Annotated in this window: 3 protein-coding genes; 2 read left to right on the top strand and 1 reads right to left on the bottom strand. The window is 56.3% G+C overall.

Annotation, left to right across the window (positions count from 1 at the left end; genetic code table 11):
• The first annotated feature begins 483 nt into the window (after positions 1–483).
• Both clpB and GM79_RS26540 read left to right on the top strand, forming a co-directional pair.
• On the top strand, positions 484–3,093 hold the full coding sequence (gene clpB / locus GM79_RS12645; protein WP_035564415.1) for an ATP-dependent chaperone ClpB: 2,610 nt from the start codon (positions 484–486) through the stop codon (positions 3,091–3,093).
• Positions 3,094–3,249: 156 nt separating this feature from the next.
• The gene (locus GM79_RS26540; protein ID WP_152559978.1) at positions 3,250–3,696 is read left to right on the top strand and encodes an RDD family protein; all 447 of its coding nucleotides are present in this window, start codon (positions 3,250–3,252) and stop codon (positions 3,694–3,696) included.
• Here the strand turns inward: GM79_RS26540 and GM79_RS12640 are convergent.
• Positions 3,656–4,717 carry a transposase gene (locus GM79_RS12640; RefSeq protein WP_035562095.1) on the bottom strand — a complete coding sequence of 354 codons (1,062 nt, stop codon included), beginning with the start codon at positions 4,715–4,717 and terminating at the stop codon, positions 3,656–3,658. The two genes, GM79_RS26540 and GM79_RS12640, sit on opposite strands and share 41 nt — an antisense overlap.
• Positions 4,718–4,759: the final 42 nt, after the last annotated feature.

The following is a 4,759-nucleotide window of genomic DNA, read 5'->3' as shown; positions in this document are numbered from 1 at the left end:
GTAATCGTAGAAAGTCGGCGCGGTCCCGAGGGCCTGCAAATCGTTGTATTTTTGCTCGGCCAAGGCGAGATATTCGGCTTTGCTCATGGCGGTGGTGGGGGAGGTAGGCATGACACAAGTTACCAATACGCCGCGACAATTTGAATTGCACCCTCCGAAAATGACTTTAGGCAAATATATTATCACCAATGTCGAAGTATGCATTGTGCCCAACGCTTCATATCCTCTGCTTGGTAAGAGCTTTTTAAACAAATTCACCAGTTGGAGCATTGATAATAGCACCAAAGACCTTATTTTAATAAAGTAAACTGTTGAATAAGTTATTAATTGTGAAATTGGGCATAACTGAAAATTTGTCCTGAATTAACTTCCGCGCCCAAGTCCCATCCGCCAAAAAGTCCGCTTTCCACCTCTCGCACCCCGTTTGCTAGTCCCGGCGTACCGCTTCCTCACCCGAAGCACCTACCCTGAAGACAACGCAACATGGACTTTAAAAACTTCACCATCAAGGCGCAGGAGGCCGTGCAGAAGGCCACCGAACTGGCCGGCGCCAACCAGCAGCAGGCCGTCGAAACGGGCCATTTGCTGAAGGGCCTCTTCCAGAGCGACGAGAGCGTCTTCTCGTTTCTGGCCAACAAGCTGGGGGCCAACCTCAATATTCTCACGCCGCGGCTCGATGCCATTGTGGCCGCCTACCCCAAGGTGAGCGGCGGCTCGCCCTACTTCGCCAACGACGCCGCCGCCGCCGTGCAGCGCGCCAACGCCGCCATGAAGGACCTCGGCGACGAGTTCGTGTCCATCGAGCACCTGCTGCTGGGCATCCTCTCCGGCAAGGATGCCGTGGCCACGCTGCTCAAAGACACCGGCTTCAACGACAAGGACTTGAAGGCCGCCATTCAGGAGCTGCGCGGCGGGCGCAAAGTCACGAGCCAGAGCGCCGAAGACCAGTACCAGAGCCTCAACCGCTACGCCGTGAACCTCAACGAGCAGGTGCGGCGCGGCAAGATGGACCCCGTGATTGGCCGCGACGAGGAAATCCGCCGGGTGCTGCAAATCCTCTCGCGCCGCACCAAAAACAACCCCGTGCTGCTCGGCGAGCCCGGCGTGGGCAAAACCGCCATCGTGGAGGGTCTGGCCCAGCGCATCGTGGCCGGCGACGTGCCCGAAAACCTGCGCGACAAAGTCATCATGAGCCTCGACATGGGCCTGCTCGTGGCCGGGGCCAAGTACAAGGGCGAATTTGAGGAGCGCCTCAAGGCCGTCATCAAGGAAGTGACCGACTCGGAGGGCCAGATTGTGCTCTTCATCGATGAGATGCACACCCTCATCGGGGCCGGCGGCGGGGGCGAGGGCGCGATGGATGCCGCCAACCTGCTCAAGCCCGCCCTGGCGCGGGGCGAGCTGCACGCCATCGGGGCCACCACGCTCAAGGAATACCAGAAGTACATCGAGAAGGACAAGGCCCTGGAACGCCGTTTTCAGGCCGTAATGGTGGACGAGCCCACCCAGGACGACGCCATCAGCATCCTGCGCGGCATCAAGGAAAAGTACGAACTGCACCACGGCGTGCGCATCACCGACGATGCCGTGATTGCCGCCGTGGAGCTCAGCTCGCGCTACATCACCGACCGGTTTTTGCCCGACAAGGCCATCGACCTCATGGACGAAGCCGCCGCCAAGCTCCGCATCGAGCTGAATTCGATGCCCGTGGAGCTCGACGAAATCCAGCGCCGCATCATGCAGCTCGAAATTGAGCGCGAAGCCATCCGCCGCGAAGACAACCGCGACCGCGAAGCCGTCCTCAGCAAGGAATTGGCCGAGCTGAACGACAAGCGCGACACCCTCAAAGCCCGCTGGGAAAGCGAAAAAGCCGTCCTCACCGGCATCCAAACCCAAAAGACTGCCATCGAGCAATTCAAGCTGGAAGCCGAGCAGGCCGAGCGCCAGGGCGACTACGCCCGCGTGGCCGAGCTGCGCTACGGCAAGATTCAGGAAGCCGAAGTCAAGCTCAAAGCCCTCCAGGACGAAGCCGCCGCGAACAAGGACGGCGGCACCATGCTCCAGGAAGTGGTGACCAGCGAAAGCATTGCCGAAGTGGTGGCCAAGTGGACGGGCATCCCGGTGAGCAAAATGCTGCAATCGGACCGCGAGAAGCTGCTCCAGCTCGAAGCCGAATTGGGCAAGCGCGTGGCGGGGCAGGCCGAGGCCATCGCGGCCATTTCGGATGCCGTGCGCCGCTCCCGCGCCGGCCTGCAGGACCCCAAGCGGCCCATCGGCTCGTTCATTTTTCTGGGCACTACGGGCGTAGGCAAAACCGAGCTGGCCAAGGCCTTAGCTGAGTATTTGTTCAACGACGAGAATGCGATGGTGCGCATCGACATGAGCGAGTTTCAGGAGCGCCACTCGGTGTCGCGCCTCATCGGGGCGCCTCCCGGCTACGTGGGCTACGACGAGGGCGGGCAGCTTACGGAGGCCGTGCGCCGCAAGCCCTACTCGGTGGTGCTGCTCGATGAAATCGAAAAGGCCCACCCCGACGTGTTCAACATCCTGCTGCAAGTGCTCGACGATGGCCGCCTCACCGACAACAAAGGCCGGGTGGCGAACTTCAAAAACACCATCATCATCATGACCTCGAACACGGGTGCCGACATCATCCAAAAGAATTTCAAGGACCTGAACGAGTACAACCACGAGGAGGTGGTGGACCGCACCCGCGACGAGGTGCTCGAGCGCCTCAAGCAGCACATGCGCCCCGAGTTCCTGAACCGCATCGACGAAATCGTGATGTTCCAGCCCCTCAAGCGCAAGGAAATCCGCAAGATTGTCGATATCCAGTTTCGGCAAATCCAGCAGCGCCTGGCCGAAGCCGGCATTCAGCTCGAAGCCACCCCCGAGGTGTTGGATTACTTGGGCGAAGCCGGCTTCGACCCGCAATTCGGTGCCCGCCCACTGAAGCGCGTATTGCAGCGCGTGATTCTAAACGAGCTGTCGAAGGATATTCTATCAGGCCGCGTATCGAAAGATGCCGTGGTGGAAGCGGTACTGGAGGACGGCAGCGTGCGGTTTGAGAACGTGGAGATGCCGGCGGTGTAGGGTCGAGTTGTTAAGTTTTGGAATGGGAAAGCCCCGCTGGCGTGACGTCGGCGGGGCTTTTTGTTTATGGCTGACGTGAACGAACTATATTTGAAACTTAATGCTGTCCAAGAGTCTGGTCCTTTTCCACTTTAATGATACTAGCTAAAATTGAAGATGGAAGTAAATTTATTTAAAAGATTATTATCGTCCGCTATAGATGCTGCTATCATATATGTTATTTCGGTCACATTCGCCGGTGAGATTTATGGTAGGTTATTGACGGTCGGAGGGTTTTCTAATTCAGGGCCAGCGTCGTGCAATATATTAATAGCTTATGAGGTTTTCGCGGCTGTTTTTGTTTTCTTAATCTATTACTCTTTCTTGGAGAGTAAATTTGGGAGTAGTGTTGGAAAATTTATTTTTAATATTTCGGTTATTAACAATAGCGGAAATAAACCTAGCTTCAATCAAGCATTGCTTCGCAATTTTTCTAAACTTAATCCTTATACCTTCTATTCATTGATTATTGGTGTAAACTCTCATCATGATAAAGTGGCCCAAACTGTTGTTGTAACTGATGTTACGCAGCCATTTTGGTTAACGCGTAGTGCATGGCTTTGAGTCCGCGCAAATAAAGTTGGGCTTTGAGGCGAAAATGACCAATGCCTAATTGTCGGGTTATCTTCTCTAACTTGATGTAGGCCAGGATGGAAGAAAAGAAATGATTGGCCTGCGTATCGATGGTTTTCGTAGGCGACTTGCCCATCGACGTGTTTTGCTTGAGCGATTTGTGGTACTCCTCGATTTTCCACCTTTTCTGGTAGATTACCGTCACTTGTTCCCCGGTCAAATTCGTATCGCTGCTCACCAGATATAACACGCCCTGCGAACCGTCCTTATTTGTAAAGACTTGCCGGACCACGAGCACCGCCTCCACGACGCTCCGTAGCCAGACGCGCAAGGGCTGCCCATCCGGGAAAGCCAGCGTATCAAGGGCCTGGAATTCCCCATTGCCGCGCCCCACTTCGCTCAGGGCCACGGTGCGCGAGGTGGGCAGGGCAAAAATAAAGTCGTGGCCCAACGCGCGCACCTGGTTCATGTTCTCAGCCGAGGCATACCAGCTGTCGGCCAGCAGGTAGCCGTAGGCCACTTGCTCTTGGGCCACGCGCAACATGGCGCGGAGCATCTCGTTTTTCGTCAGCGGGCTTTTCTGACTCACTTTCTGGGTTTTAGGGTCGGTTACGGCCTGCGTTTTCTCCACCAGCTCCACGGCAATCGGCACGGCGAGCGAACCGGCCACATAGAGCAGGCTCACGAAATTGAGCCCCTTCACGTACCGCCCCAGGCTATGGTCGTAATGGGTACAGAGCAGGGCATTGGCATCGGTGTGGGCCTTCTCCAAAATAGAATCATCGACGATAAGAACAGCAAAATCGGCTGCTTCCAACGTCCGCTCGGTTTGCCGAATCAGCGGTTTGGCATGGCCCCAGACCTGGCGTGAATCCAAGTGTACGCTGCTGAGCCAGCGCGTCACCTGGTCGTGACTAAGCTGCCCATCGAACAGGCGTGAGAGGCCCGTAGCCGAAGTTTGGCCCGTCGAGCTGATGAGATAATCCGTGTACAAATCCAGGGTGCAGGCCATCGAAAACGGTAGTTAGAACGGAAAAATACTGCGTAACATCAG

This window comes from Hymenobacter sp. IS2118, from assembly GCF_000715495.1.
Classification (GTDB): Bacteria; Bacteroidota; Bacteroidia; order Cytophagales; family Hymenobacteraceae; genus Hymenobacter.
The sequence above is the reverse complement of the archived record's forward strand: the minus strand, read 5'-3'. Positions and strand labels throughout refer to the sequence as shown.

Bases quoted from the DNA above. Each gene is read 5' to 3' on its own strand.
- clpB (WP_035564415.1), top strand. From the start codon at position 484: ATGGACTTTAAAAACTTCACCATCAAGGCGCAGGAGGCCGTGCAGAAG.
- GM79_RS26540 (WP_152559978.1), top strand. From the start codon at position 3,250: ATGGAAGTAAATTTATTTAAAAGATTATTATCGTCCGCTATAGATGCT.
- GM79_RS12640 (WP_035562095.1), bottom strand. From the start codon at position 4,717: ATGGCCTGCACCCTGGATTTGTACACGGATTATCTCATCAGCTCGACG.